Annotated in this window: 24 protein-coding genes, 1 tRNA gene and 1 pseudogene; 19 read left to right on the top strand and 7 right to left on the bottom strand. The window is 72.3% G+C overall.

What is annotated here, in order from left to right; genetic code table 11:
- The first annotated feature begins 399 nt into the window (after window positions 1-399).
- Window positions 400-1,044 carry a TetR/AcrR family transcriptional regulator gene (locus AB0G84_RS14850; protein ID WP_361319918.1) on the top strand — a complete coding sequence of 215 codons (645 nt, stop codon included), beginning with the start codon at window positions 400-402 and terminating at the stop codon, window positions 1,042-1,044.
- An 8-nt stretch (window positions 1,045-1,052) separates the two neighbouring features.
- Here AB0G84_RS14850 and AB0G84_RS14845 read toward each other — a convergent pair whose 3' ends face one another.
- Window positions 1,053-2,522 (bottom strand): aminopeptidase P family protein, encoded by a 1,470-nt coding sequence (locus AB0G84_RS14845; RefSeq protein WP_361319980.1) that lies wholly within the window; start codon window positions 2,520-2,522, stop codon window positions 1,053-1,055.
- Window positions 2,523-2,673: 151 nt separating this feature from the next.
- Window positions 2,674-4,224 carry a PP2C family protein-serine/threonine phosphatase gene (locus AB0G84_RS14840; RefSeq protein WP_361319915.1) on the bottom strand — a complete coding sequence of 517 codons (1,551 nt, stop codon included), beginning with the start codon at window positions 4,222-4,224 and terminating at the stop codon, window positions 2,674-2,676.
- 696 nt (window positions 4,225-4,920) lie between these two features.
- Between AB0G84_RS14840 and AB0G84_RS14835 the strand changes: the two genes are divergently transcribed.
- A complete protein-coding gene (locus AB0G84_RS14835; protein ID WP_361319912.1) occupies window positions 4,921-5,631 on the top strand; it encodes a bifunctional DNA primase/polymerase in 711 nt (236 codons plus the stop codon).
- 138 nt (window positions 5,632-5,769) lie between these two features.
- Window positions 5,770-6,426, top strand: coding sequence for a hypothetical protein (locus tag AB0G84_RS14830; protein WP_361319910.1), 657 nt, complete (start codon window positions 5,770-5,772; stop codon window positions 6,424-6,426).
- 245 nt (window positions 6,427-6,671) lie between these two features.
- Here AB0G84_RS14830 and AB0G84_RS14825 read toward each other — a convergent pair whose 3' ends face one another.
- Complete coding sequence (locus tag AB0G84_RS14825; RefSeq protein WP_361319907.1) at window positions 6,672-7,640, bottom strand: DUF5926 family protein; 969 nt, start codon at window positions 7,638-7,640, stop codon at window positions 6,672-6,674.
- A 216-nt stretch (window positions 7,641-7,856) separates the two neighbouring features.
- Window positions 7,857-8,444, bottom strand: coding sequence for an ATP-binding protein (locus tag AB0G84_RS14820; protein ID WP_361319904.1), 588 nt, complete (start codon window positions 8,442-8,444; stop codon window positions 7,857-7,859).
- Between AB0G84_RS14820 and AB0G84_RS14815 the strand changes: the two genes are divergently transcribed.
- On the top strand, window positions 8,401-8,526 hold the full coding sequence (locus AB0G84_RS14815; protein ID WP_266105151.1) for a hypothetical protein: 126 nt from the start codon (window positions 8,401-8,403) through the stop codon (window positions 8,524-8,526). The genes AB0G84_RS14820 and AB0G84_RS14815 overlap by 44 nt on opposite strands.
- A 58-nt stretch (window positions 8,527-8,584) precedes the next feature.
- Here the strand turns inward: AB0G84_RS14815 and AB0G84_RS14810 are convergent, their stop codons facing one another.
- Window positions 8,585-9,430 (bottom strand): glycerophosphodiester phosphodiesterase, encoded by an 846-nt coding sequence (locus AB0G84_RS14810; protein ID WP_361319901.1) that lies wholly within the window; start codon window positions 9,428-9,430, stop codon window positions 8,585-8,587.
- A gap of 397 nt (window positions 9,431-9,827) precedes the next feature.
- Here AB0G84_RS14810 and AB0G84_RS14805 point away from each other — a divergent pair, with 397 nt between their 5' ends.
- The 3 genes from AB0G84_RS14805 (at window position 9,828) to AB0G84_RS14795 (ending at window position 12,429) form a co-directional block, all read left to right on the top strand.
- A complete protein-coding gene (locus tag AB0G84_RS14805) occupies window positions 9,828-11,312 on the top strand; it encodes a trypsin-like peptidase domain-containing protein (protein WP_361319899.1) in 1,485 nt (494 codons plus the stop codon).
- 56 nt (window positions 11,313-11,368) lie between these two features.
- A tRNA-Ser gene (locus AB0G84_RS14800) sits at window positions 11,369-11,455 on the top strand.
- Between the two features lie 488 nt (window positions 11,456-11,943).
- On the top strand, window positions 11,944-12,429 hold the full coding sequence (locus AB0G84_RS14795; RefSeq protein ID WP_361319896.1) for a peptidoglycan-binding protein: 486 nt from the start codon (window positions 11,944-11,946) through the stop codon (window positions 12,427-12,429).
- A gap of 370 nt (window positions 12,430-12,799) precedes the next feature.
- Here the strand turns inward: AB0G84_RS14795 and AB0G84_RS14790 are convergent, their stop codons facing one another.
- Window positions 12,800-14,401: an ABC-F family ATP-binding cassette domain-containing protein gene (locus tag AB0G84_RS14790; protein ID WP_361319894.1), complete on the bottom strand. Its 1,602-nt coding sequence runs from the start codon at window positions 14,399-14,401 to the stop codon at window positions 12,800-12,802.
- A gap of 192 nt (window positions 14,402-14,593) precedes the next feature.
- Window positions 14,594-15,598 carry a bifunctional DNA primase/polymerase gene (locus tag AB0G84_RS14785; RefSeq protein ID WP_361319891.1) on the bottom strand — a complete coding sequence of 335 codons (1,005 nt, stop codon included), beginning with the start codon at window positions 15,596-15,598 and terminating at the stop codon, window positions 14,594-14,596.
- Window positions 15,599-16,017: 419 nt separating this feature from the next.
- Here AB0G84_RS14785 and AB0G84_RS14780 point away from each other — a divergent pair, with 419 nt between their 5' ends.
- The 12 genes and pseudogenes from AB0G84_RS14780 to AB0G84_RS14725 all read left to right on the top strand — a co-directional run bounded on the left by AB0G84_RS14780 (window position 16,018) and on the right by AB0G84_RS14725 (window position 26,926).
- Window positions 16,018-16,326 carry a hypothetical protein gene (locus AB0G84_RS14780; RefSeq protein ID WP_361319888.1) on the top strand — a complete coding sequence of 103 codons (309 nt, stop codon included), beginning with the start codon at window positions 16,018-16,020 and terminating at the stop codon, window positions 16,324-16,326.
- A gap of 208 nt (window positions 16,327-16,534) precedes the next feature.
- Window positions 16,535-17,704, top strand: a complete 1,170-nt coding sequence (locus tag AB0G84_RS14775; protein WP_361319885.1) for an acyl-CoA dehydrogenase family protein — start codon at window positions 16,535-16,537, stop codon at window positions 17,702-17,704.
- The gene (locus tag AB0G84_RS14770; protein WP_361319882.1) at window positions 17,701-18,708 is read left to right on the top strand and encodes an OB-fold domain-containing protein; all 1,008 of its coding nucleotides are present in this window, start codon (window positions 17,701-17,703) and stop codon (window positions 18,706-18,708) included. The genes AB0G84_RS14775 and AB0G84_RS14770 overlap by 4 nt, the downstream gene beginning before the upstream one ends.
- A gap of 1 nt (window position 18,709) precedes the next feature.
- On the top strand, window positions 18,710-19,786 hold the full coding sequence (locus AB0G84_RS14765) for an acyl-CoA dehydrogenase family protein (RefSeq protein WP_361319880.1): 1,077 nt from the start codon (window positions 18,710-18,712) through the stop codon (window positions 19,784-19,786).
- 112 nt (window positions 19,787-19,898) lie between these two features.
- A pseudogene (locus AB0G84_RS14760) lies at window positions 19,899-20,300 on the top strand (MaoC/PaaZ C-terminal domain-containing protein); the annotation flags it as partial.
- 164 nt (window positions 20,301-20,464) lie between these two features.
- Entirely contained in the window at window positions 20,465-21,631 is a 1,167-nt protein-coding gene (locus tag AB0G84_RS14755) for a lipid-transfer protein (protein WP_361319877.1), read from the top strand.
- 166 nt (window positions 21,632-21,797) lie between these two features.
- A complete protein-coding gene (locus AB0G84_RS14750; RefSeq protein ID WP_361319874.1) occupies window positions 21,798-22,331 on the top strand; it encodes a SigE family RNA polymerase sigma factor in 534 nt (177 codons plus the stop codon).
- Window positions 22,332-22,718: 387 nt separating this feature from the next.
- Window positions 22,719-23,018 (top strand): hypothetical protein, encoded by a 300-nt coding sequence (locus AB0G84_RS14745; RefSeq protein WP_361319871.1) that lies wholly within the window; start codon window positions 22,719-22,721, stop codon window positions 23,016-23,018.
- A gap of 157 nt (window positions 23,019-23,175) precedes the next feature.
- On the top strand, window positions 23,176-23,718 hold the full coding sequence (locus AB0G84_RS14740) for a hypothetical protein (RefSeq protein ID WP_361319868.1): 543 nt from the start codon (window positions 23,176-23,178) through the stop codon (window positions 23,716-23,718).
- A 315-nt stretch (window positions 23,719-24,033) separates the two neighbouring features.
- Window positions 24,034-24,870: a DUF4097 family beta strand repeat-containing protein gene (locus AB0G84_RS14735; protein ID WP_361319865.1), complete on the top strand. Its 837-nt coding sequence runs from the start codon at window positions 24,034-24,036 to the stop codon at window positions 24,868-24,870.
- Window positions 24,871-25,154: 284 nt separating this feature from the next.
- Window positions 25,155-26,138: an ATP-binding cassette domain-containing protein gene (locus tag AB0G84_RS14730; RefSeq protein WP_361319862.1), complete on the top strand. Its 984-nt coding sequence runs from the start codon at window positions 25,155-25,157 to the stop codon at window positions 26,136-26,138.
- Complete coding sequence (locus tag AB0G84_RS14725; RefSeq protein ID WP_361319859.1) at window positions 26,135-26,926, top strand: ABC transporter permease; 792 nt, start codon at window positions 26,135-26,137, stop codon at window positions 26,924-26,926. The genes AB0G84_RS14730 and AB0G84_RS14725 overlap by 4 nt, the downstream gene beginning before the upstream one ends.
- Window positions 26,927-26,982 lie beyond the last annotated feature (56 nt).

Raw genomic sequence — 26,982 nt, 5'->3', positions numbered from 1 at the left:
GACCGCACCCACCCCGGGCCGCACAGCCTCGGCCCCGCCGGCCGCTTCATCGTCGACCACGCCCCGTGCCCGGTGCGCGCCGACGGCGGGTACGGGTGAGGTAGCTGCGACGGAGCGGGGGCAACCGGGAGCGCGTGGACGGCTGGTGACACCGCGTTCGCTCCAACAGGAGCCGCCGTCGCAGTCGTGTCAAACCGGGCGAACCTCGGAAGTCGGAGAGCTGTCCGGAAATCACCCTTTGCGGAGGGTGTGCAGCGCGGTCTCGCGGTGGGAGGACCTCCCCCGCGGCGTCCCCTGTCCCTACGAGACCAGCGCACACCACGACTAAAGCGAACTCGTTCGCGTTAGTCTTTCTCGGACAATACTTGGCGTGAACCCGCACTGCAATACGGAGCCGTCGTGACAGCGCATCATGCCCCGGGCGAAACCCGGCCCGGTGGACGGACGGCCCGTACCCGGCAGGCCGTACTCGCCGCTGTCTTCGAGGAGTTGGATGACGGCGGGTTCGCCGGACTCACGATGGAGCGGGTCGCGCAGCGCTCGGGCATCCACGTGGCGACGCTCTACCGGCGCTGGCGCTCCACCGAGGGGCTGGTCTGCGACCTGCTGACCGATCTGAGCGGCAGCGTGCCGCTGCCGGACACCGGCACCCTCCCCGGCGATCTGCGGACCCTGGCGCGCTCGATCAGCGCCTTCTACGGGGAGGCGCGGATGCGGCGGCTGATCCAGGCGGTGGTGTCCGCCGCGGCCACCGACCCGCACGCGGCCACGGCGATCCGGTCCTTCTTCGAGGACCGGCTGCCGCTGGCGGGCCGGATGGTGGAGCGGGCGATGGTGCGTGGCGAACTGCCCCCGGATACCGACCCGACGCAGGTCATGTCGGCGCTCGGGGCGCCGTTCTACTACCGGATCCTGATTGCCCGTCGGCCGGTGGACGACCACCTGGCCGAGTCCACCGCCACCGCCGTGTGGGCCGCGGCGCGCGCGGGCGCGTACACACGGCACGAGGACGGGCCGGCGGCGGACCCCGCCGCCGGCCCGTGACCTGCGGGCTACGACTTCCGCAGCTCCGCCATCCACGCCTCGACCTCGTCCGACCGCCGGGGCAGCGCGGCCGAGAGGTTCCGGTTGCCGTCCTCCGTCACGAGGATGTCGTCCTCGATCCGGACGCCGATCCCGCGGTACTCCTCGGGCACCGTCAGGTCGTCCGCCTGGAAGTACAGGCCGGGCTCGACGGTCAGCACCATGCCGGGCTCCAGCGTGCCGTCGACGTACGCCTCGGTGCGGGCCGCGGCGCAGTCGTGGACGTCCAGGCCGAGCATGTGGCCGGTGCCGTGCAGGGTCCAGCGGCGCTGCAGGCCCAGCTCCAGCACCCGCTCCACCGGGCCCTCGACCAGGCCCCACTCGACCAGCTTCTCGGCGAGCACCTGCTGCGCCGCGTCGTGGAAGTCGCGGTAGGAAGCGCCCGGCTTGACCGCGGCGATGCCCGCCTCCTGGGCCTCGTACACGGCGTCGTAGATCGTGCGCTGGAGGTCGGAGTAGCGGCCGTTGATCGGCAGCGTGCGGGTGACGTCCGCGGTGTAGAGGGAGTGCGTCTCCACACCGGCGTCCAGCAGCAGCAGCTCGCCGGAGCGGACCGCGCCGTCGTTGCGGACCCAGTGCAGTGTGGTGGCGTGCGGGCCGGCGGCGCAGATCGAGCCGTAGCCGATGTCGTTGCCCTCGACCCGGGCGCGCAGGAAGAAGGTGCCCTCGATGTACCGCTCGGACGTCGCCTCGGCCCGGTCCAGGACCTTCACCACGTCCTCGAAGCCGCGGACGGTGGAGTCCACGGCCTTCTGGAGCTCGCCGATCTCGAAGGCGTCCTTGACCGCGCGGGCCTCGGAGAGGTTGACCCGCAGCTCCTCGTCGCGCTCGGCGGTGACCTTGTCGGTCAGCGCGGCCTCGATGCCGGCGTCGTGCCCGCGCACCACGCGGACCGGGCCGGTGGCCTCCTTGAGCAGCTCGGGCAGTTCGCGGACGTCCTTGCAGGGGACGCCGAGCAGCGCCTCGGACTCGGCCAGGCTGTGCCGGCGGCCCACCCACAGCTCGCCCATGCCGCTCAGCCAGAACTCGCCGTTCTCGCGGTCGGAGCGGGGCAGCCGGTAGAGCGTCGCGTCGTGGCCGTCCGCCGCTTTCCTGCGGGGCTCCAGCACCAGGACGCTGTCGTCGGTCTGGTCGCCGGTGAGGTAGACGTACTCCGTCGCGGCCCGGAAGGCGTACTCGGTGTCGTTGGAGCGGGTCTTCAGGTTGCCCGCCGGGATCACCAGTCGCTCGCCGGGGAACTGCGCCGAGAGGGCCTCGCGGCGCCGGGCGGCGTTCGGGGCCTGCTCGATCGGCTGCAGATCGCGCAGCTCGGTATCGGCCCAGCCGCTCTTCATGTTCTCCGCGAGCTCGTCCGAGACGCCCGGGTAAAGGCCGTTCTTGCGCTGCTTGATCGGCTGCTCGTCCTCGTCCGGGGTCTCCGGCGTGAGCGCGTCGGTCACCATGCCTCCTTTAAAGACTGAACCGCCCTCCATCGTATGGCTGGAGGCAAAGCGGTCCAGAGGGAGGAAGGTGTGACCTCTCCGGCACTCCGCCCTTCGACATGACGGCGCCGGCCGGTGTGACACCGCGCTCCGGCGCGGTCACCCCGCGTCACTCCTCGAAGTGCGCGGCCAGCAGCACCACGTCCTCCTCCGACTCCTCGTCGTCCAGGCCCTGCGGCAGCATCGTGCGCACGATGTGGTCGAGCACCGCCTCCGGGTCGTGGCGGACGGCCCGGGGGACCCCTGCGGCGGCCGAGTGCAGCCGGGCGAAGGCGCGGTCCATGGGCTCGCCGGTGCGGTGCAGCAGCCCGTCGCTGTAGAGCAGCAGGGTCTCGCCGCCGGCCGGTTCGATCTCCACGCTCGGCGCTTCCCAGCAGGCCAGCATGCCCAGCGGCGCGGACAGCGAGGTCTCCACGAACTCGGTCCGCAGGTCGCCCAGGATCAGCGGGGGACAGTGACCGGCGCCGGCCAGCACCAGCTTGCGGCCGAAGGGGTCGGTGATGCCGTCCGGCATCGGCGCCGCGGGCGGCCCGCCCGGCGCACCGGGCGGCGGCTCGGTGAAGGCGAACAGCGCGGTGGCGCTGCGGGCCGGCTCGGTCAGCCGCAGCAGCAGCTCCAGGTCGGAGAGGACGGCGACCGGGTCCTCGCCCTCCATGACCGCATAGGCCCGCAGTGATGCCCGCAGCCGCCCCATGGCGGCCACCGCGCTCGGCCCGGAGCCGGTGACCGAGCCGACGGCCAGGCCCAGTGCGCCGTCCGGCAGCGGCAGCGCGTCGTACCAGTCGCCGCCGCCGCGCGGGCCGGTGCTGTGCCGTACCGCCAGCCGTACGCCGGGCACCCTCGGCAGGCGGTGCGGCAGCAGCTCCTCCCGGAGGGTTCGTGCTGCCTGCCGACTGCGGTGCAGTTCGAGGAGGCGGGCGAGGTGTTCGGCGGCGTGCGCGCGGTAGACGCCGACGAGATGGCGCTGGCGCTCGGTGGGTTCGGCCGGTTCGTCGTAGAGCCAGACCGCGGCACCGGTGCGGCCGAACGGGGCGGCGGTGAGCGGTACCGCGTAACTGGCCGCGTACCCCAGGCGGGCAGCGACCTCGCGCAGGCGGGGGTCGAGGTCCTTCTCGCCGGGGATGTCGGGCTCGGCGATGTCGGGGGCGTCGTCACCGGCGGCGCCCGGCTCCGGCAGGCCGTCCAGTATCCGCGCGTACGACAGGGCGCGGCGCGGGATGGTCTCGATGTGTCCGATCTCGGCGTGTCCGAGCCCGAGTCCGACCGTGGTCTCGGGGCCCAGGCCGTCGGCGGGGGCGACGACGACCAGGCCGCGGCGCGCGCCGACCAGCGCGGCGCCGGCGCGCAGCAGCTCGTGGAGGGCGTCCTCCAGGGTGCGGGTACGGGCGAGCCGTTCGGTCAGGTCGTGCAGGGTGCTGAGGTCGGAGATCCAGCCGGCCAGCCGGTCCTGGACGGCGGCGAGTTGATCGACGGCGGAGACCTCCTCGCACACCCCGGACGCGACGGGGGCGGCGTGCGGGACGGCGTCCGCAAGGGGGCCGGACGGGGCGTCAGAAGGGCGATCCGCGGGCGGCATCGCGACATGTGGGCTGGCAGTGTGAGCCGGCGCGGGAAGCGCTGGTTCGATTCCAGCCACTTTCGGTACGTGCGGGGTGGTCATGGTTGGCGGCTATCGTCGCGCCAGGCATTGGCCCAGGTCAGGCCGGATTTTGGTAGGGAGTGTGACATTTCGTTGAGTGATGTTGTGCGGTCCGTTTGGCCGCTCAAATTCCTCAATAGCATCGCAAACCCCCATGTCATGCTGCTCCGCTATCAATGCCTCCACATGTACACGCACCAGCAATGCGATGTCCAGCATTGTCCCGTTGGGGTTTGTGGTGTCAGCGGGGTCTGTAGATTGGCCTGAAAAAAGCCCCCCGAGCGTCAATTTGAGGTCGACTGACGGCGATCGACAGTGCGTCACCCTCACAGTGGCAGGTACGTCATCGGATAGGTGCGGGGCCGGTTGCGCCCGTACCGGAACTCTCCGGCGGGCACCGGCGTCTCATACGGCGAAGACCGCGACGGACTCCCTTGTGGCGGGGACCGCACAACGGAAGCTCAAGCGCCATGCGCGCGCCACCCCCGCCATGTTCCACGCTCGACGTACGGCGTGATGCGCTGCCTCGTACACGCGGTGACCAAAGCTCCACGTGGCGTGATCGACGCGCGATCGACCCCGGGTCGCACCACCGGGCCGCAAGAACGCCACCCAGGCGGCATGAAGCGGCGCGGCGTGACCGATGGCGGAGTGGCAAGCAGTGCCCTGTAGTGCGATGGACAAGCCCTCGGCGTTCACGGAAAGGAACGAGCGCTCATGCGCGAGATCCTCGGAAGGCGACGCAAGCCCCTGTTCCGCCGCGGCGGACGGTCGGCGCTGCTCGGTGCGGCGCTCCACTGCGCCACCGAGTGGCAGTGGCCGGTGCTCCCCGGTGTGGGGCTCCGGTCGGGCGGCCGGCAGCCGGCCGGTGTCCGGCTCGGGCTCGGCGAGCGCCCCGCCCCGCAGTGCAGCTGTCCCGACCCGGACTGCGTGGTGCCCGGTGCCCACCCCTTCGACCCGGGCCTGCTGGCGGCCAGCACCGATGCCCGGATGGTCCGTTGGTGGTGGACCAACCGCCCGGACGCCCCGGTCGTGCTGGCCACCGGCGGACGGGCGCCGTGCGCGGTGAGTCTGCCGGCGGTCGCCGGCGCCCGCGCCCTGGCGGCCCTGGACCACTTCGGCGTCCGCCTCGGCCCGGTCGTCGCCACGCCCACCCGCTGGTCGCTGCTGGTATCCCCCTACGGCCTGCCGGAGTTGGGCGAATTGCTGCACTCCCAGAGCTGGGTGCCCAGCTCGCTGCGCTTCCACGGCGAGGGCGGATATCTGGTGCTTCCGCCGTCCCAGATCGGCGCCGGCCGGGTGCGCTGGGAGCGCCCGCCGGCCGCCACCACGGCCGCGCCGTGGCTGCCGGAGGTGTCCACGATCGTCGACGCCCTGGTGCTGGCGAGCACCAGCGCCCCGGACGGCGGAAGCAAGCTCGCGTACTGAGAGTTCACCCGTCCGGGTGCGACCGGCCCCCGCACCACGGGAAACGGGTCCTCACGCGGCCGGAGGTGCCCGCGCCGGCCGATAGGTTCGGCTCACCGTCAAGCCGCCGTCGGCGGCATCTCTCTCCAGGTGGGGGCCGTGCAGCGCGCGCAGAACATCCGCATGACCGGGCTCGCCGCCGTGGCGCTGCTGGCCGTCGCCGTACCCCTGGGCGCCGCGATGGCCGGCCCGGCGGAGGAGTCAAGGCCGCGCACCCCGGGTCCGGGTGCCGGAGCACCGGCTGCCGGCACGGCCGAAAACAGCCCCTCGGTCGCCGGTGTCGACGCCGCGGAACGCGGCTCCGGAGCGGACGGACGACGCACCGGTGCCGTCCGCTCCCCCCGCTCCGCCGGCCGGCCCGCCGACCGGTCCCGGGGCCTCGGACTGCCGTTGCGGTCCGGCCGCACCGCCCACTGCGGACCCGCACTCGGCTCCGGCCGGGGGATCGAGGCGCAGACCTGTGTGCTCGCCGAGCGTGGCCGGACCTGGGCGCGCACGTACTACCGCAACCGCACCGGCAGCCCGCTGCGCGCTGTGCTCACCCTGCTCCGGCCGGACGGTCGCACCCTCCAGGTGACCTGCGACGTTCCGGCGGCCGACGTGCCCGGCGGCTGCGAGACGCCGGCCGGTGCGACCGTGCTCCGGGGTCGGCCGGGGTACGGCGCGGTGGCGGAGATCGCCGATGCGTCGGGGGAGCGGCTGCGCCTGCGGGCCGGCAGCAACTCTGCCGTGGGCGGGAGTGGTTCGGGGCGCTGAGGGCCCGCGTCGGGCCGGTGCCCGGTCCGAGTGGAATGCCCGGTTCCGGACATGGAAGCGCCCGGTCGCTGGCGACGGGGGATGCACCAGCGACCGGGCTTCCAGAACCGTAACAAGAGATCCGCGGTTAGCAAATTCGATCGTGGAATTCCGGACGCCTCTTCAGGAAAGGAGTCCGAAAGTGGTGACCGGAGTCACCCGGGCACCGGGGAGGCGTACGAGCCGCACGACCGAGGACCGGGCGGTCAGCTCAGGGTGATCTGACGGTTGGTGAGCCCGCCGCGCGCCCGGCGCTCGTCGGGGGTCAGCGGGGCGGTGGCCGCCAGCGCCTCGGCCAGCCGCTCGGCGAACGCCTCGGCCGGCTTGGCGACCTCGTCGGCCCCCATCGACGAGGGCAGGTCCCACACCGGAACGACCAGGCCGTGGGCGCGGAACGACCCCACCAGCCGGGTGTCGTCGCCGAGCGAGGAGGCCCCCGCGGCGTGCAGCCGGGCGAGCGCGTCCAGCAGCTGCTCCTCGGGGTGCGAGGTGACCCAGCGCAGATGGTTCTTCTCCGGCGCCTCACACCAGTACGCGCCCTCCAGGCCGGGGATCCGGGCCGTCGGGACGGCCGCCGCATTGGCCCGCTCCAGGGAGGCGGCGACCTCACCGGTGGCGTTCTCGGCGTTCTCCACCCAGAACTCGAACCCGGTGTGGACGGTCGGCTCGAACGGCGCGTCCGGGTCGAGCAGGTCCTGCAGCCGGGGGCCGTCGGCGGAGGGCCGGGCGGCGGTGACCGGGCTGCCCGGCTCGGCGACCAGGGCGCGCTGCAGGGTGTCCGCGAGGTCGCGGCTGAGGTCGCCGGAGGCGGTGTCGTTCTGCAGGCCGAGGAAGATCGCGCCGTTGTCCCGGCGCAGCGCGGGCCAGGCCATCGGCAGGACGGTGGCGAGCGTCACGGACGGCACGCCCTCGGGCAGCCCGCCCTTCAGCGTCAGCGGTGCGGTGGCGGCCGGCACCAACTCGCGCAGCGCCACCCAGTCGCACTCCCCGGGCAGGCCCTCGAAGGGGCGCTGCACCAGCTCGGTGACGGCGTGCGCGGCGCGCCGCCCGTGGCACGCCTTGTAGCGGCGGCCCGAACCGCACGGACAGGGCTCACGAGCGCCGACGACCGGCACCTCGCCGTCCTTGATCTGCGGTGCTGCGGCCTGGGGCTGGGGGCGGCGCTTCTTTGCCATGGCGGCGGTGTCTCCCGGTCGATCCTCGGCGTACGGACGCGTGTCGGCGCGAGCCTAGAGGATTGCGTACCGGGGTGCCCTCGCTCGGCAGGCGCCGTGTCCCGGCCGGTGCCGGAAGGGTGCTCGCCGCGCCGCGGGCCGCTCCCGGCCGGCCGGGAGCGGCCACTCGGCCCGCCGGCCGCGCCGGTCGGCCAAAGCCCCCCTGCCGTAAGGCCGTTACGTCAGATCGTCGACGTCCACGAAGGCCGGGCCCAGTGTGGTCCCGCGCCCCGTAAGCGAGGACGGCACGCCGGGCGTCAGATCCACGCGCGTAGCGAAGCCGCCCTGCAGGGAGAGCACCGCCCAGACCGTCACCTCACCGGGCACCGTGTCGCGCACACCCCAGTCCTTGGCGAGCGACCGGATGATCGCCAGCCCTCGGCCGCCGTGCGCGGTGACCGAGGGAGTGGCCGGAAGCGGCCGGGTCGGGCCGCCGCCGTCCGTGACCGCGACGGTCAGCCGGCCCTGTGCGTCGATGCGCCAGGACGCCCGGACGGACGCCAACGGGGCGTCCTGCGACGCCTCCTTGGGCACGGCCCGCGCGGAACTGAGCGAGCCGTTTTCGCATATCGGACGCGCATGACGACACGCATTGCTCAGGAGTTCCGAAAGGATGAGGACCGCGTCATCGACGACGCTGTCCTGAACTCCACTTGCCAAAAGCTCTTCTCGCATGCGTCGCCTGGCCATGCCCACACCCACTGGACCATGGGGTACGGCCATGATCGACGACGTCGGCACCTCTTGTGCCACCACCAACGCCACCCCCGAGACCTCCTTTGCCCCACGCCACGGGATGAATGCCCCAATGGACTGGACCGGAAACCGGCCAAGCGGCACGCAGTGACGCAAGAGACATAATCGAATACATGCCGAATGCGCCGGTGCACACCCTGTGAGGGGCTTTAGCCAAGGCCGAGTTGCATTCGTACCTGTCTGGGGCGATTTGTAATAACCGCGTCCACTCCCAATTCCTGGCACAGCTCGACATCGGCCGGGTCATTGACCGTCCACACATGGACCTGGTGACCCGCGCGGTGCGCCCTGGCGACGTACTCCGGGTGCGAACGGAGGATCCGTATACCGGGGCCCGCGATGCCGACCCCGGCCGGCAGCCGGCCGTCGCGGTACCGCGGCGTGAGGAATTGCATCAGGTAGACGACCGGCAGGCCGGGCGCCGCGGCCCGCACGCGGTGCAGCGAGCGTGCCGAGAAGCTCATGACCCGGACCGCGGAGCCCCGGCCGGCGTTCATGGCCGGATGCGTATGTCCGAACCGGCCGAGCAACTCGACCAGCCGCTCCTCCACCTGCCCGGCCCAGCGCGTCGGGTGCTTGGTCTCGATGGCCAGCTCGACCCGCCGGTCGGCGTCGGCGACCAGCTCCAGCAGCCGCTCCAGCGTCAGCACGGACGTCCGCTCGGGGTCCTCGTGCTGACGGTCCGGCGCCTCGTTCCCGTAGGCCTCGTCCTTCCACGACCCGAAGTCGAGCGTGGCGAGATCGGCGAGCTCCAGGGTGGAGACCGCACCGCGCCCGTTGGAGGTGCGGTTCACCCGCCGGTCGTGGACGCACACCAGATGGCCGTCGGCGGTCAGCCGGACATCGCACTCCAGGGCGTCCGCGCCGTCCTCGATCGCCTGGCGGTAGGCGGCCAGGGTGTGCTCCGGGGCATCCTCGGAGGCACCTCGGTGGGCGACGACGGAGATCGGGGGACGACCCGGACGGGCGTCCTGAGCGGGGTGCGCAGAGGTCACCGCGTTATCGTGCCATCCGCTGTTCCCGGGCCGACGGTGCGTACCCCGAGGGCGGATCAGGGGATGCGCCGGTTTTGTCCGGCATAAAGGATGAGGGGACAGTCACAGCCTCGGCTTACGGTGCTCTGACGCGCGGTGGGAAAGGCTGGGACGGAGACTCGCCTGTGCCGCCGGACGGACCGTACGTCCCGGCCCGGCCCATGGGCGGGGACCCGCGGATCGTCGGCCCGCCCAGTGGACGGGACTCGCCCGGATCCCCCGGATCCTGAATCCTGGGGTACTGGGTAGGGCTCACCGGAGCCCCGCAGCCAGGAGCTGTACGACCCGCACCGCCCGTACGGGCCCACCGGAGGGCCCGTAGGGACCGCAAGGCCCGCAGGAAGCTGAGGAGAGAGCTGTGAGCACCGAGAACGAGGGAGCCGCCGTCCCGTCGGAGGCCGCGCCGCCGACCGGGCCGAAGCCGGACAGCGCCCCCGCGTCCGCCTCCGGCGCCCAGGCTCCCCAGGCCCCGCCCGTACCGGGCACGCCGCCGGCGGCGCCCCCGCCGCCGGGCTTCACCCCGACGGCCGCGGCCCAGGGCCACCCGCCCGCCGGACAGCCGCAGCAGCCCGGTCACCCCGGCGACGGCACCGCCGTGCCCGGCACGGAGCAGACCGCGCAGATCCCGACGTACCCCTCCGGCCACGGCTCCTCGTCCGGCGGCTGGGGCGGCCCCCCGTACGGCGGCGGTCCCTGGGGTGCTCCGGAGCACCCTGCACCCAAGCGGCGCAACGGTGGGCTGATCGCCGCCGTCCTGGCGGCCGCACTGGTCGCCGGCGGTATCGGCGGCGGCATCGGTTTCTGGGCGGCCGGCCAGAACGACGACTCGACGACGGTCTCCGCAACCGGCGACGCCGGTGCCCTCAACCGCAAGCCCACCTCGGTCTCCGGGATAGCGCAGCGGGCGCTGCCCAGCGTCGTGACGATCGAGGCGCAGGGCGCCACCGGTGAGGGCGGCACCGGCACCGGCTTCGTCTACGACAAGCAGGGCCACATCCTCACCAACAACCACGTCGTCGCCAGTGCGGCCGACGGCGGCAAGCTCACCGCGACGTTCTCCAACGGCAAGAAGTACGACGCCGAGGTCATCGGCCACGCCCAGGGCTACGACGTCGCCGTGATCAAGCTCAAGAACGCCTCCGGCGCCACCCTCAACCCGCTCCCGCTCGGCAAGTCGTCCCAGGTCCAGGTGGGCGACGCCACCATCGCCATCGGTGCCCCGTTCGGCCTCTCCGGTACGGTCACCACCGGCATCATCAGCGCCAAGGACCGCCCGGTGGCCTCCAGCGACGGCGGCGGCAGCAGTGCCTCGTACATGAGCGCCCTGCAGACGGACGCCTCGATAAACCCCGGTAACTCCGGTGGCCCGCTGATGGACGCCGGCGGCAACGTCATCGGCATCAACTCCGCCATCCAGTCGGCCGGCAACGGCGGCGGCCTGGGCGGCGAGTCCAGCCAGTCCGGCAGCATCGGCCTGGGCTTCGCCATCCCCATCGACCAGGCCAAGCGGGTGGCCCAGGACCTGATCAGGACCGGCAAGCCGGTCTACCCCCAGATCGGCGTCCAGGTCGGCATGCGGGACACCGGCGACGGCGCGACCATCGCCCAGACCGGCAACAACGGCAGCGACGCGGTCACCCCGAACGGCCCGGCCGACAAGGCCGGTCTGCGGCCCGGTGACACCATCACCAAGCTCGACGACACGGTCGTCGACAGCGGCCCCACCCTGATCAGCGAGATCTGGCAGCACAAGCCGGGCGACCAGGTCACTCTGACCTACAAGCGCGGCGGTAAGGAGCACACCGTCAAAGTCACCCTGGGCCAGCGCACGGGCGACAAGTGACGCGCTAGTCTGATCCCCGCGACACCAGCGCCCTGCACGGGCCACCAGTGTCGTGGGGAGGCTTGCCCGAGCGGCCTAAGGGAACAGTCTTGAAAACTGTCGTGGCGGCGACGTCACCGTGGGTTCAAATCCCACAGCCTCCGCAGTTCAGTACGGTGGAACGGCCCCTGACCAGGAATTTTCCGGTCGGGGGCCGGTCCCTTTTCTCGGCGCCGTTGATCTGTGGCTGACGGCCGCTGGCCGTGTGTGGCCGCTCCGTCCGGCGCGGGCGTGACCTGTCCGGCACGGGGTGACGCGTAGCGAACGAACCGGTGTCACCCGGCTCGGGCTCGGCGCTGTGGCAGTCAGTTGGTCGCACCTGTGCCGGGGTGTGGCCAACCTGTGGCCAGAACTCGGACCGGTCCATTTCTTTTGCGGAATCAATTAACGCCAGGTGATTTTGGTGAATTTCCCGACGGGTGTTGCTAGGGGATTGTGCGTGTGCTTGCGCTAGTGCGGTTCGCGGCGGGATCACTGTGGGTGATTTTTGTGCGCATTTTTCAGTGAGGCGTCAACCAATTTGCCGTGCGGGCGGGCGCGGTTCATTTGCGAAATGGTGCGGAGTCGGGTAAAGGCTTCTAGCGTGAGTGCCATGAGCACTCAACAGACAACAGGCGACAAGATCTACACCGTGGTGGCGGGTGACACGCTGGGCGCGCTTGCCAATCGCTTCCATACCACCGTGAAGCAGCTTCAGATCTGGAACAACATTCCGGACCCGAACATCATCCCCGTCGGGCTGAAGCTGATCGTGGGGAAGTCGGCCGTGGGCGAGCCCGCGCCGGCCGGGACGGGGCTGGTGCCCTTCCCTGGTGTGGAGTGGTTCAAGGCCCTGCCGCCGCCGGAGAGCCCCATCGTCCTGAACATGGGGCAGCGGCTCGCCGATGAAGGCTGCGGTGAACCCTATGGGTTCTCCGGGCCCGGGCCCAGGTGGAACGAGAGGCATCGGCAGGCCTACGCGCTCTGGCAGCAGCAATTGGGTTTCTCGGGACCCGATGCGGATGGTTGGCCGGGGCGGAGTTCATGGGACCGGTTGCGAGTTCCGGAACCGACGCCTGAACAGTGGGGCAGCGACTGATTGAAGGGGCGAACGGAAATTGTTTGGCCCATCCCCCGCCATGTGTGCATGTGTGCAGGGAAGGTGAAGAAGGTGCGGCGTGGCGGGGGTTTCTCGGGGGTTTCTTTGGGGGGGATTCGGGGGTTTATTCGGGGGGTCTGGTTTTGCCTTTTTCCGCTTCCGCTTCCGCTTCCGCTTCCGCTTCCGCTTCTGCTTCCGGTTCCGGTTCCGGTTCCGGTTCCGTTTTTGTTTTTGTTTTTGCTGCTGGTTTGGTTTTGGGTTTCGGTTCCAATTTTTGGGTTGGTGCTTCTGTGGGCTGTCGTCGCCCGATTCTGCGGGAGGTGGTGGGTAGGGGCCCCGGGGCCGGAGTGGCCCCGGGGTGTGTGGGGAGCTAGGAAAGGCCGACCAGTTCCCCGTATTCCGGGCTCCACAGGTCCTCCGTGCCGTCCGGTAGCAGCAGTACGCGGTCCGGGCGCAGGGCGTCGACCGCGCCGGGGTCGTGGGTGACCATCACGATTGCGCCCGGGTAGCCGTCGACCGCCGTCAGCACCTCGTCCCGGGAGGCCGGATCGAGGTTGTTGGTGGGCTCGTCGAGCAGCAGGACGTTGGCGCCGGAGTGGACCAGGCCGGCCAGCGCCAGCCGGGTCTTCTCGCCGCCGGAGAGCACCCCGGCCGGTTTGTCGGCGTCGTCGCCGGTGAACAGGAACGAGCCGAGGACCTGGCGGGCCTCGCCGTTGGTGAGGTGGGGTGCGGCGTCGGCGAGGTTCTGACGGACGCTGCGGGCCGGGTCGAGGGTGTCGTGCTCCTGGGCGAAGTAGCCGAGCCGCAGGCCGACTCCGGGCACCAGACGACCGGAGTCGGGGGTCTCGCGGCCGGCGAGCAGCCGCAACAGGGTGGTCTTTCCCGCACCGTTGAGACCGAGGACCACCAACCGGCTGCCGCGGTCGACGGCCAGGTCGACCCCATGGAGCACCCGATGCGCGCCGTAGGACTTGGCCAGGCTGACGGCGCCCAGCGGCACCCGGCCGCACGGCGCGGGCTCGGGGAGCCGGATCCGGGCGGTCCGCTCGGTGCGCCGGGCCGGTTCCAGGTCCGCCAGCAGCCGGTCGGCGCGGCGGGCCATGTTCTTCGCGGCCACCGCGGTGGCGACATGGGAGCGCATCTTCTCGGCCTGGGTGCGCAGTGCGGTCGCCTTGCGTTCCGCCTGTGCGCGCTCGCGGGTGCGGCGCCGTTCGTCGGCCGCGCGCTGGGTGAGGTAGGCGTCCCAGGAGGTGTTGTGGATGTCGACCGTGGCGCGCCCGGGGTCCAGGTGGAAGACGCGGTTGACGACGCCGGCCAGCAGCTCGGTGTCGTGGCTGATGACGACCAGGCCGCCCCGGTGGGACGCCAGAAAGGTGCGCAGCCAGGCGAGGGAGTCGGCGTCCAGGTGGTTGGTGGGCTCGTCGAGCAGCAGGGTGTCGTGGTCGGCGGCGAGGATGCGGGCCAGTTCGACGCGACGCCGCTGGCCGCCGGAGAGGGAGCCGACCGGCTGGTCGATGACCCGTTGCGGCAGTCCCACCCCGGCGGCGATCCGGGCCGCCTCGGCCTCGGCCGCGTAGCCGCCGCACACCTGGAACTCCGCCTCGGCGCGGGCGTAGCAGGCCAGCGCCGCCTGTTCCTGCGCGGTGCCGTCCGCCGTGGCCAGCGCGGCCTCGGCGGCCCGCAGCGCCCGTACGGCACGGTCCAGGCCGCGGGCGGAGAGGACCCGGTCGAGGACGGTGGTCTCCGGGGCGGCGGTACGGGAGTCCTGGGCGAGGTGCCCGAGGGAGCCGGTGCGGGTGATGTTCCCGGCGGCCGGGCGGTGTCGGCCGGTCAGGGTGTGCATCAGGGTGGTCTTTCCGGCGCCGTTGCGGCCCACGAGGCCGATGCGGTCGCCGGGGGCGATGTGGAAGGAGAGGTCGGACAGCAGGAGTCGGGCGCCGACGCGTACGTCGACACCGCGCACGGTGATCACGGAAAACGCTCCGGAAAGGGAAGAGAGGACGCTCGGAAACGCGGGGGCCACGGGCGGATGTGGGCACACCGGTGGCGTGGAAGCGGGTTTCCGAGCTAGGAGATCCGGGGCGTGGACATGGTGGGGAGGGTAGTGGGGCGGGGTGGTGGGTGCATCCGGTTTTCCGTCGGGCGGGGCCCGCGGGGAGAAGGGTCAACGGCGGGCCGCCGAGGCGAGTGTGGCGCGGGCCTCCTGTTCGGAGAGGCCGGCGTGGCAGGCGGCCGTGACCAGGCGTTCGGCGAGTTCCCGGCCCAGGCCGGACTCGTGGGCGCGGCAGGCGGCCCAGAAGAGCCGGGCGTTGCGCTGGCCGTCCGGCGAGGTACGGACGAACCGTACGAGGGCGCCGGCCGGCTGTGGCGGGGTGCCGGGCGCGGGCTCCCGGTGGGCGGACGGCGGTGGGGCGGTGAGGAGGGCGAACAGCGCGTCCGGCACGGGTGCCGGGCGGGGCGGTGCGTGCGGGGCGAGGACGTACCGGCCGTGAGTGGTGAGCGAGCCGGGGCCGACCAGGTAGCCGCCGGTGCCGCGGACGTCGATTCCGGGGGCGAGCTTGCCGACCGAGTTGGGGACGGGCGGGGACGGCGGGCCGGTGAGCCAGAGGTGGCGGCCGCCGCTGGGGGTGTGGACGGTGACCGTGGGCGGGATCGGGAAGCCGTGCTGCTGGGCGAGGAAGTGCAGGGCGGTGAGGCCGTCGGCGCCGTTCTTGGTGTCGAGGTCGACCCCGATGAGGTGGTGCGGGGGCCGCCCGCAGGCGATGCCGTAGCCGGTCGCCCACGGGGCGGCGGCGAACATCCGGCGGACCACGAGCGGGTCGGTGCTCGCGTCATGGACGCCGTGCCCGACCCGGCCACAGCCGCCGCGGCAGGGCGGGACCTCGGGGTGGCCGCGGTGCGGGGACCGGATCGCGGGGAGCTTGCTGCGGGTCAGCGGGATGACGGGGTAGCCGCGCTCGGCCGCGCGCAGGGCGTCGGCGAGGGCGGCGGTGTGGTCGTCGGCGGGCGGCGGAGAGCTGTCGGGCGGCCGGGAGCTGTCGGGCGGTGGCGCGGCACCGGGCGGTGGAGAGGGGGCGGGATACGGCGGAGCGGCGGGCTGCGGTGGGGCGCCGGGCCCGGGGGCGTTGCGGGTGGCCGGTGGTGCGGCATGGCGGCGGGGCGTGGCCATGGCTCCATTTTCGTACGAACGTTCGACAAAGGGCAGGGGGGCGTGTGCGGGGCGGCCCGTGCGCCGGATGTGCAGGGGCGGCGCGGGGGAGCGTACGGCCGTTGGGGGATGGGGCCTCTCGTGGGTGGCGGCTCGGCCGCGGGGGTGTGGGCGGGGTGAGGTGGTGCGGCCGGGGTTTACCCGGGGCTCCTCATGCTTGCGGGGGAATCGCCCCGTCGTCGCGGGTCCGCCGCGGATCCGGTGGGCAATCCTGAGGTCGCGACGTCGAGAAGGTCATCGCGGTGGTCGGCCAACCACCCGATGAACAAACGGAGTTGATGACATCCGGATCGGGAGCGAGCGGGATCGAGCAGGCGGGTCCGGCAGGTCGGATCCAGCAGGACAGATCCAGAGAACTGTGTTCCGTAGGAGGAAGAGACATGGCAAGCACCCGTACTGCCCGCGCCATCGCCGTGGCCGCCGCACTGCCATTCGCGGTTGCGTTGCTTTCCGGCGTGGCACAGGCCGATAACGGCGGCCTTGCGAACAACGGCTCCAGCTCCGCGGCGACGAGCCAGGGGGGCGTCCTCATCGGCGCCGACAATCACGGCAACGCCACCAACGGCCAGCAGGTCGCCAACGGCGCCGGTGCCTCCAACCAGAACAACACCGCGAGCGTGAACGGCTCCGGCTACACGTCCATCGACCAGGACAATGCCACCGTCAGCTTCGGCAACAACATCGGCTGACCGGCCCGCCGCCATGGGGAGTGGCGGCCGACCGGAGGGTGAGGTCCAGGGCCGGTGCACCGAGCAGTGGGGCTGCTCCGGGGTTCACTGCGCCGGCCTTGACAGCGAGCGGGTTTCTGACGGACAGTCAGAAACCCGCTCGTCCGTGTGTGCGCCCGCGGCTCCCGCGCACCGCACGTACGGACCCCATCAGGGGAGGACGCCCACCGTGCACCTCGCCCCCACCGCGCGCCTCGATCGGCTGCGCACCGAACTCCGCGCCTACTTCCGGGACGTGCTGCCCGACGGACCGCTCCAGGACCCCGCGGCGCAGCGCGCGGTGCTGCGCCGGATCGGTGCCGACGGCATGCTGGGCCTGGGCTGGCCGACCGCGTACGGAGGGCAGGGCCGCGGCCCCGACGAGCAGTTCGTCTTCTTCGACGAGGCGTACCGGGCCGGCGCCCCGGTCTCGATGGTCACCCTCAACACCGTCGGTCCGACCCTGATGAAGTACGGAACCCGGCAGCAGAAGGACGACTTCCTGCCCCGGATCCTCAGCGGCGAGCTGGTCTTCGCGATCGGCTACACCGAACCGGAGGCCGGCACCGACCTCGCCGCGCTGCGCACCCGCGCGGTGCGGCGTCCCGCCGTCGACGGCGACCACTGGCTGATCAACGGCGCCAAGTCCTTCACCAGCAACGCCCACCAGGCCGACTGGATCTGGCTCGCCTGCCGCACCGACCCGGACGCGCCCAAGCACCGGGGCATCTCGATCCTCCTGGTGCCCACCGACGCGCCCGGCTTCTCCTGGACACCGATCGAGACGGTCGGCGGGCTGATGACCACCGCCACCTACTACGACGACGTACGCGTCCCGGCCGGGAACCTCGTCGGCGCTGAGCACGCCGGCTGGCAGTTGATCACCAACCAGCTCAACCACGAGCGGGTCGCGCTGGCGGCCATCGGGATGCAGGCCGAGGACGCCTACGAGGCGGCGCTGGCACACGCCCGTACGCCGGATCCGCGGACCGGGGAACGGCCGGCGGACCGCCCCTGGGTACGGGCCAGGCTCGCCGAGGCGCACGCCCGGCTGGCCGCCACCCGGCTGCTGAACTGGCGGCTGGTGGGCGAGGTGGGGGCCGGGACGCTCAGCCCCGGGGACGCCAGCGGGGTCAAGTTCGCCGGGACCGAGAGTGCCGTCGAGGTCTACCGGATGTGCCAGGAGGTGGTCGGCGACACCGCCCTGGTGCGGGCCGGGTCACCGGGCGCCCACCAGGACGGCGAACTGGAGCGGATGAACCGGGCGGCGCAGATCAACACCTTCGGGGGCGGAGTGAGCGAGATCCAGCGGGAGATCGTCGCGACGGCGCGGCTGGGGATGACCAGGGGGCGGCGATGAGCGGCCGGCGCGAGGGCGACGGGCCGGGCGTGGGCGACGGGCCGGGCGTGGGCGCCGCCCGGGCGGACGCCGCCAACTCCGCTGCCAAGAAGGCTGGTTCGGATGGCCCGGACGGGCTGTACTGGCGGCTGAAGGCGTACGAGGGCCGACCGACCGGCACCGTCGGCATCGGCAGGGATCCGGTCAACGCCCCGATGATCAGGCACTGGTGCGAGGCGATGGGCGACCGCAGCCCGGCCTACACCGGGCCGGACGCCATCGCCCCGCCCACCATGCTCCAGGCCTGGACGATGGCCGGGCTCGCCGGGCACCAGGACCGTTCGGGCGCGTACGACGAGCTGTCCCGGCTGCTCGACGACGCCGGCTGCACCTCGGTGGTCGCCACCGACTGCGAGCAGGAGTACCTGCGTCCGCTGCGGCCCGGCGACGCGATCACCTTCGACGCGGTGATCGAGTCGGTGTCCGCGCGCAAGACCACCAAGCTGGGCACCGGGTACTTCGTCACCACGCGGATGGACGTGCGGGCGAACGGCGAGCCGGCCGGCACCCACCGCTTCCGGATCCTCAAGTACGCACCGGCCCGGCGCCCGTCCAAGGCCCGGCGCCCCCGGCCGGTGATCAACCGGGACAACGCCGGCTTCTGGGAGGGCGTCCGGCAGCACCGGCTGCTGATCCAGCGGTGCACCGGCTGCCGGACGCTGCGCTTCCCCTGGCTGCCCGGGTGCGCAGCCTGCGGGTCGCCCGACTGGGACACCGTCGAGGCGGGCGGCGCGGGGACGGTCCACTCGTACGTGGTGATGCACCACCCGCCGTTCCCGGCCTTCGACCCGCCGTACGCGGTGGGGCTGATCGAGTTGGCCGAGGGCGTACGGATGGTCAGCAATGTGACCGGCGTGCCCTACGACGAGGTGCGGATCGGGATGCCGGTACGGCTCGACTTCCTGCGGGTGGACGAGGAGTGGGAGCTGCCGGTGTTCCGGGCGGACGAGGGCGGTGCGGGCTGAGATGGACTTCACGCCCACGGAAGAGCAGTCGGCCGCCCAGCAGCTCGCGGCCCGGATCTTCGGCGATCTCGCCACCCCCGACCGGCTCGCGGCGGCCGGGGGCGGATCGGACGCCGCGCTGTGGAAGGCGCTCTGTACGGCCGGACTGCCGGCGGCCGTCGAGGACATCGGGCTGCTCGGTCTGGCGCTGGTACTGGAGGAGCAGGGGCGCCGTACGGCACCGGTGCCGCTCGCGGCCACCTGCGCGTACGGGGTGCTCCCCCTGGCCCGGCACGGCACCGACGCCCAGCGGCAACGGCTGCTGCCCGGCCTCCGGGACGGCACGACCGTGGCGACCGGGGCCCTGTTGCCGGCCGGGTCGGTACGGGCGGCGGCGGACGCGGAGGGCGACGGCGGACGGCTGACGGGCGTGGTGCCCTGGGTGCCCTGGGTGCGCGAGGCCACCCATGTGCTGGTCGCGGACGCGGACACGGTGTTGTGGTGGGTCCCGGTGTCCGGGTCCGAGGCGCGGATCGAGCCGGTCGAGCTCACCGCGCCCTGGGCGGCCGGCCGGCTGGTGCTCGACGGGGCGCGGGCCGAGCGGATCGGCGACCGGGACGGGCGGGCCTACCCAGGCGTGCTGGCCGCGAGCCGGATCGCCTTCGCCGCCCTCCAGGCCGGGGTCTGTGCCGGTTCCCTGGCCCACGCCGTGGCCCACACCACCACCCGCGAGCAGTTCGGCCGCCCGCTCTGCACCCACCAGGGCGTACAACTGCGAGCCGCCGACGCCCATATGGACACCGAGGCGATCCGGGTCACCACCTACGAGGCGGCCTGGCGGTACGACGAGCAGCTGCCCTGCGCCGGACATGCGCTGACCGCGGCCTGGTGGGCGTCGGAGGCGGGGACGAGGGTGGTGCACACCGGCCAGCACCTGCACGGCGGGCTCGGTGCCGCCCTGGACCACCCCGTCCACCGGCACTTCCTGTGGGGCCGGCAGCTCGATGCCTACCTCGGGTCCGGCGCCCGACTCCTCGAAGAACTCGGTGAGGTGATAGTCGATGCACAGCCAGGCGGGGCACCGTCAAGCAGGTCATAGCCAGGCAGGGCGCAGCAGCACAGGGGCTCGCCAGGCACGGCACGGTCGAGAAGAGCGCGGTCAAGAACGGCACGGTCGAGAAGGGCATGGTCCAGCAGGGCGCAGCGACGCAGTGCCGCGCGTCAGGGCCGGTGACACGCTGCCACCCCTGGAGATCCCGATCACCCGCACCCTGATCGTCGCCGGGGCGCTCGCCTCCCGCGACTACCAGGACGTGCACCACGACGCCGAGGCGGCCAAGGAGAAGGGCTCCCCAGACATCTTCATGAACATCCTCACCACCAACGGGCTGGTCGGCCGCTATGTCACCGACCACTTCGGGCCGCGCTGCACCCTGCGCAAGGTCGCGATCCGTCTGGGGGTCCCCAACTACCCGGGGGACACCATGACGTTGACCGGCACGGTGACCGAGGTGACTGCCACGGTGGCCGAGGCGGCCGGCACGGTGACCGAGGCGACCGGCACCGTGGCCGGGGCGACCGGCACGGTGGCCGAGGTGCCAGGCACGGTGACCGAGGTGACTGCCACGGTGGCTGAGGTGGCCGGCACGGTGGCCGAGGCGCCAGACACCATGACCCAGGGGACCGGCCGGACGGCGGCGGTGCGGATCGTCGGGGCGAACTCCCTCGGCCACCACGTCACCGGCACGGTCACCGTGTCCCTCCCCGAGGACGCCGTATGAGCCTGACCCGCCCCGACGGCCTCTCCGGCCGGGCCGCCATCGCCGGCATCGGCGCGACCGAGTTCTCCAAGGACTCCGGGCGCAGCGAACTCAAGCTCGCCGTCGAGGCGGTGCACACCGCGCTCGACGACGCCGGGCTGACCCCCGCCGACGTCGACGGTCTGGTCACCTTCACCATGGACACCACCCCCGAGATCACCCTCGCGCAGGCCGCGGGCATCGGGGAGCTGTCCTTCTTCTCCCGGGTCCACTACGGCGGCGGCGCGGCCTGCGCCACCGTCCAGCAGGCCGCGCTGGCCGTCGCCGCCGGCATCGCGGACGTGGTGGTCTGCTACCGCGCCTTCAACGAGCGCTCCGGCCGCCGCTTCGGCTCCGGGGTCCAGCAGCGCGAACCCTCCGCCGAGGGGGCGGCGCTCGGTTGGATGCTCCCCTTCGGGCTGCTCACCCCCGCCTCTTGGGTCGCGATGGCCGCCCAGCGCTACCTCCACACCTACGGGCTGACCCCGGAGGTCTTCGGGCACGTCGCGGTCACCGACCGCCGGCACGCCGCTCGCAACCCAGCCGCGTACTTCTACGGCAAGCCCATCACCCTCGCCGACCACGCCGCGTCCCGTTGGATCGTCGAGCCGCTGCGCCTGCTGGACTGTTGCCAGGAGACCGACGGCGGCCAGGCGCTGGTGGTCACCTCGTGCGAGCGCGCCCGCGATCTGCGGCAGCCGCCAGCGATCGTCACCGCGGCGGCCCAGGGCGCCGGCCGCGCCCAGGAACAGATGACCAGCTTCTCCCGCGACGATCTGACCGGACTCCCCGAAATGGGCGTGGTGGCAGGCCAGTTGTGGCGCACCGCCGGCCTCGGTCCCGGGGAGATCGACGTCGCCGTGCTCTACGACCACTTCACTCCGTTCGTGCTGATGCAGTTGGAGGAGTTCGGCTTCTGCGCCCGGGGGGAGGCCGCCGGCTTCGTCGCCGCGGACACCCTCCCGCTGAATACCCACGGCGGTCAGCTCGGCGAGGCCTACCTCCACGGCATGAACGGCATCGCCGAGGCGGTCCGCCAGCTCCGCGGCACCTCGGTGAACCAGGTGCCGGGCGCCGCCCGCGTCCTGGTCACCGCGGGCACCGGGGTGCCCACGTCCGGGCTCGTCCTCGGCGCGGACGGTTGAGGAGGCCCGGTGTCCGGACAGGCGTCGCGCACCACCTAGGTGGCGCCTCCCCGCCCATCCCCCCAAAGGAGGTCGGGCCGGCGCCACCCGTACAACTTGAGGGGGAGGGCGCTTCGGCACCTGGGGCCGATCCCCGTTACCCGCCCCCGCTTCTAGCGTGGGGCCTATGACCACGCCAGTGTGCACAAGCGCTTCGACCGCCGCTGTGTTCCCGTCGTTCTCCTCCTATGTACGGGCCCGGGGGCCGGTCTTGCTGCGCGCCGCGCGGTCGCTGTCCGCCAACCCCAACGACGCCGAGGACCTCCTCCAGACGGCGCTGACCAAGACCTTCGTGGCCTGGGAACGCATCGAGGACCACCGTGCGCTGGACGGCTATGTCCGCCGCGCGTTGATCAACACCCGCACCTCCCAGTGGCGCAAGCGCAAGGTCGAGGAGTTCGCCGTCGACGAGCTCCCCGAGCCGGACCCGCTGCCGGCGCCGGACCCGGCCGAGCTGGAGGGGCTGCGGGACGCGATGTGGCGGGCGGTGATGCGGCTGCCCGCCCGTCAGCGGGCCATGGTCGTCCTCCGGTACTACGAGGACCTCAGCGAGGCCCAGACCGCCGAGGTCATGGAGGTCTCCATCGGGACGGTCAAGAGCGCCGTCTCCCGTGCCCTGGCCAAGCTCCGGGAGGACCCGGAGCTGGCGATGATCGCGTAGGCCTCCGGCCGCGGTCACCGCCCATCGTCCTCCGGACCCGGCCGCCGAGCGGGTGCGGACTCGGCTGCCCACCGGCCCCGGGACCCGGCTGCTGCCCGGCCTCCGGGCCCGGCTGCCCACTGGCCTTCGGACCCGGCTGCCCACGGGCCTCCGGACTCGGCTGCTGCCCGGCCTCCGGATCCTGCTGCCGACCGGTTTGCGGGCTGGGCCGCCGAGCGGCCCGCCGGCGCTGCCTCGCTCGCGCCGCCAGGAGCCACAGTGCCTTCTCCTGCCACCCCGTTGGCATGCCTGTAGGCGGCCCTGTCGATGCCCTTGCCGATGTCGCGGTGGGCGGCCCTCCGGCCTTGCCGTGCCTCGCGGGCGAGGCGGTACTCGTCCGCTGCCCGGATGAGCCCCGACACCTCCGTGCACGCCTCGATGGTCAGCAACCGCATGTCCACCCCTCCTCGTTGCCGGGCGCGGCGCCCGGCCGGCGCCGACGATGCTGTGGCTTGCCGCAAGGTGAAGGTCAACTCGGTGCGCCCGGTCGGGTGCTGGTTGCCGCTCGACGCCGGTGTGCTGCTCGACGCAGGTGTGCCGCTCTGCCGCTCGATGTCGGTGTGCCACACGATGCTGGTGCGCCACGCGGTGCTGGAGTGCCACGCGGTGCCGTGGAGGTGCCATGGAGGGGCCAAGGTGGTGCCGTGATGGCGTCAGCCCGGCGTGGATGCTCCCTTCATGGGTTCGTTGAGTGAAGTCTTCTGGGGTCATGGTGTCGCCTATGACCTGGTCTTTTCTCTTCATGGTGCCGTATGCGTGCCAAGCGAGGCTTGCGGTGGTGCCATGGTGATGCCATCATGGCGTCATGGACCTCACGCCCTACGTCGACAATCTCCGGCACGAGCTCGCGGTCGCTGCCGACGCGGGCGGGGACGAAGCCCGCGCGCTGGCCGAGAGACTCACTACTCCCCTGGAGTCGGCCGCCCGGCTCACGCTGCTCAATGCACTCTCCGCCGCCATGGGTGAGATCACCCGTGACCTCGCCCCGGGGTCGGTCGATGTGCGGCTGCGCGGTGTCGATCCGGAGTTCGTGGTGACACTGCCACCGCGACTGGACCCCTACGAGGAGCCCGAGGGGCCGGGGAGCGCGGCCGGACCGGCGCCGGTGCACCCGACGCCGGTCGTTCCAGAGGGGGACGAGGGCGGTACGGCGCGGATCAACCTCCGCCTCCCGGCCCACCTCAAGACCAAGGCCGAGGAAGCCGCGGGCCAGGAGGGCCTCTCGGTCAACGCCTGGCTGGTGCGGGCGGTCGCCACCGCGCTGGAACCGGGCGAGCGGCCCGCCGCCCGACCATCCGGCGGAGCGCGTCACTGGGGCCGCCAGGGGTACACCGGCTGGGTCCGTTAGCCGGCTCCGCTAGCCGGGGGAGCGGGCCAGGTCCGTAATGGCCGGGTCCGCATCGCCGGGCCCATCCCGGAGTACAGCCCCGGCGAGCTCCCCGGCCCGGCGCCCCCCCCGGCCCCGCCCCAGTCCCGCCTCCAGCCCCTCCTCCGATTCCTCAACCCCCGACCCCGGTTCTCCGCCCGATTTCCTGCCAGGCCAGAGCTTCCTGCCAGGCCCGTTTTCCTGCCAGGCCCGAGCTCTTCCTCCGCACCACAGCTCTTCTTCCACACCCGCCCGACCAGCGGGAACGCAGACCACAGCCATAAGGACGGCACAGCCATGCCACATTTCGACACTCCCAACCCGATCTCCGTGATCCTGGAATTCGACGTCGGTTCCGCCCGGATCATCGCGACCGAGCGCACCGACACCGTGGTCGAGGTGCAGCCGGCCAACGGTGCCGAGGGCGCCGATGTGAAGGCCGCGCAGCAGACCGATGTCACCCTGTCCGGCGGTCAGTTGACGGTGAAGGGCCCCAAGAAGCGCTCGCTGTTCGGTATGAACGGCTCCATCGCGGTGACCATCGAGCTGCCGGCCGGCTCGGACATCCAGGGCACCTCACCCGTGGCGGACTACACCTGCGAAGGGCGTTTCGGCGACTGCCGGCTGAAGATCTCGGTCGGGGCCGTCCGGCTGGACGAGGCGAGCACGGTGAAGCTGCGCACCGACCACGGCATCATCCGCGTGGACCGGGTCACCGGCGAGGCCGAAGTCACGGCGGGGGGCCGGATCGACGTCCGGGAGATCGGCGGCACCGCGACGGTCAAGAACAGCAATGGCGAGACCGTGCTCGGCGAGGTCCACGGCAACCTGCGGTCCAACTCCGCCAACGGCCAGATCTCGGTCGGTGTCGCCCACGCCGATGTCGACGCCAGGTCCGCCAACGGTGACATCCGGGTCGGCGAGGTCGCCCGCGGCCGGGTCGCCCTGGAGGTGGCGGCCGGTGATATCGAGGTCGGTATCCGGGAGCACGCCGCCGCCTGGCTCGACGTACGCACCAAGCTTGGCGCTGTACACAACTCCCTCGGTTCGGCCGACGGGCCCGAAGCCTCCGACGAGACCGTCGAGGTGCGCGCCCGTACCGCCCTCGGCGACATCATCATCCGCCGCGCCTGACGGCCCGGCAGGCAGGCCTGGCCCGCCCTCCCCGGGCCTCCCCTCCGCGCCACCGGCCACGTACCAACCGCCCACCGGGCGCGTACCAACCACCCACCGTGCCCCACCGTGCCCCATCGGGGCTCTACCGAACCCCCGCCCGGCCCTACCGCCGCCCCCACCGGGCCGTACCGACCACCCACCGAGCCCTCACCGAGCAACGACCGAGCACCGATGAGCACCTGCACCGCCGCACGGAAACCGAGAGAGATGAACCGCCATACCTTAGGGGGAAGTTCACCGCCATGACCGCAGCATCCACCGCCGCCGCACCGGCGACCACCGCCGCGGCGATCACCGCCGAAGGCCTCCGCAAGTCCTACGGCGACAAGACCGTCCTGGACGGCATCGACCTGCACATCCCCGAGGGCACGGTGTTCGCCCTGCTCGGGCCCAACGGCGCCGGCAAGACCACCACCGTGCAGATCCTCTCCACCCTCCTCCCCGCCGACGCCGGCCGGGCCCGGCTCGCGGGCCACGACCTGGTCCGGGAGGCCGATGCGGTACGCGCCGCGATCGGCGTCACCGGCCAGTTCGCCGCCGTGGACAACCTCCTCACCGCTGAGGAGAACCTCCTGTTGATGGCGGACCTGCACCACCTGCCCCGCCGCGAGGGCCGCCGCCGTGTGCACGAGCTGCTGCACCGGTTCGAACTGACCGCGGTGGCCGCACAGTCGGCCAGTACCTTCTCCGGCGGCATGCGCCGCAAGCTCGACCTCGCGATGACCCTGGTCGGCCGGCCCCGCATCATCTTCCTCGACGAGCCGACCACCGGACTCGATCCCCGCAGTCGGCGCACGATGTGGGAGATCATCCGCAGCCTGGTCGCCGACCACGGCGTCACCATCTTCCTGACCACGCAGTACCTGGAGGAGGCCGATCAACTCGCCGACCGGATCGCCGTACTGGACCGCGGGCAGCTGGTCGCCGAGGGCACCGCAGACGAGCTCAAGCGCCTGACCCCCGGCGGCCACATCCGCCTCCGGTTCGCCGACGAGCGCGGCCTGGCCTCGGCCGCCGACCTCTTCGGCCATGCGGCCCGCGACGGTGAGGCGCTGGCCCTGCACATCCCCAGTGACGGCAGCATCCCCGCCCTGCGGTCCGTGCTCGAGGCCCTGGACACGGTGGAGATCGAGGCCGAGTCGCTCACTGTGCACACCCCCGGCCTCGACGACGTCTTCCTCACCCTCACCGGCCGGTCCGGCCAGCAGAAGGAGAACGCCCGATGAGCACCCTGTCCTTCGCGGCCCGGGACGCGGCGACGATGCTGCGGCGCAATGTGAAGCACGCACTGCGCTACCCCTCCTTGACGTTCTCCGTCGTCGCCATGCCGGTCGTCATCCTGCTGTTGTTCAACTACGTGTTCGGTGGCGCCCTGGGCAGCGGAATCGCCGGCCAGCCCAAGGGTGACGGGGCCTACATCGACTATGTCGCCCCCGGCATCATCCTGATGGCCGCGACCTCCGGGGCGCTGGCCACCGCGGTGAGCATCTGCGTCGATATGACCGAGGGCATCGTCAACCGCTTCCGTACGATGGCGATCTCCCGCGCCGCCTTTCTGACCGGCCATGTCGTCGGCAGCGTCCTACAGACCCTGGTGGGTATCGCGCTGGTCATCGGCGTCGCCCTGGCCATGGGCTTCCGGCCCGATGCCACGGCCGTCGAATGGCTCGCCGCCATCGGCCTCCTCACCCTGCTCACCCTGGCACTGACCTGGCTAGCGGCCGGGATGGGCCTGGTGGCCAAGACGCCCGAGTCGGCGAGCAACCTGCCCATGCCGCTGACGTTCCTGCCCTTCCTGGGCAGTGCCATCGTGCCGCCGGAGTCCATGCCGTCGGGGCTGCGCTGGTTCGCCGAGTACCAGCCCTTCACCCCGGTCATCGAGACCCTGCGCGGTCTGCTGCTGGGCACCGGCATAGGCAACAGCGGCTACCTGGCCCTCGCCTGGTGCCTCGGCCTCGCCCTGACCGGCTACCTCTGGGCCCGCCGGGCCTTCCACCGCACCGGCACCCGCTAGCCGGCCCACCGACCGGCACCCGCTGGCCGGCCCCCCGTACCGGCACCCGCTGGCCG

Source organism: Streptomyces sp. NPDC020742 (assembly GCF_040641675.1).
GTDB lineage: Bacteria > Actinomycetota > Actinomycetes > Streptomycetales > Streptomycetaceae > Streptomyces.
Note: the sequence above shows the minus strand (reverse complement) of the source record. Positions and strands in the feature narration are given on the sequence as shown.